Here is an 808-nt window from a genome sequence, read left to right as displayed (position 1 = left end):
AGGTTCCTCGGCCACGTCGGCTCCGACCTCTCCCCCAGGTTGGCATTGATGTTGAGACTCACGGGCCGGCCGAACGCGACGTGATGACTCTCGTAGCGTAGCTGCATCGCGATCGAGAGCGGCTGTCGCTCCCCCGGGCCGATCTTCACGAACGTCTGGTTCAACCAGTAGCCGCCCTTCATGGCCTTGATCGCGTGGTTGCCGGGCTCGACGAACACCTCGTCGACGAACGGCCATTCCTTGACGTCCTCCCCATCCACCGTGATCCTCGTGTCCGGGACGTTGACCTTGATCGCGATCGTCCCGAGGTCCTTCTTGCAATAGGCGAATACCTCACGCATCAGCTCGATGGGGCGCAGGTCGTTGTAGTACAGAGTCCATCCCCGGATCGCGGTATAAAGATTCCGAGCGCACGGCAGCATGTGCCCGGCCCGCGCCTCCGCGAGCCCCAGCTCCGCTTGCATCTCGACATAGGGCGCATCTCGCCAGGCGTCCCGATACTTCTCCAGGGCCTCGTCCATCTTGCCAGCCTTCTCGAGGGCCTGGGCCTCCTTGAGGATCTTGCGCGTCTCGACGTGCAGGGCACGCACCGCGCGTGCCGAGTCGTAGGAGGCGAAAGGGATCTTGGGAGGCTCGGTCGGAGCGGCGTCCACCTTGGCGTTGTCGTCGGCCCGAGCGACCGAGGACGAGACCGAAACTGCGAGGAGGACCGTGCTTGCGAGGAGGATCTGCTTCATGCGTGCAACCCTACCCCCGCTCCCGCCGGGCGGTCAAGACGAACGTTTGCCCGCGTGCCCTGGGTAAAACC

The 808-nt window shown here is 64.4% G+C and carries 1 protein-coding gene; it reads right to left on the bottom strand.

Annotated features, from left to right (window positions below; translation table 11 throughout):
- A partial coding sequence (locus GF068_RS43235; protein ID WP_153825430.1) for a peptidase associated/transthyretin-like domain-containing protein occupies positions 1–737 on the bottom strand: 737 nt, incomplete at its 3' end.
- Between the last annotated feature and the right edge of the window lie 71 nt (positions 738–808).

It is taken from the genome of Polyangium spumosum, from assembly GCF_009649845.1.
Classification (GTDB): Bacteria; Myxococcota_A; Polyangia; order Polyangiales; family Polyangiaceae; genus Polyangium; species Polyangium spumosum.
The sequence above is the reverse complement of the archived record's forward strand: the minus strand, read 5'-3'. Positions and strand labels throughout refer to the sequence as shown.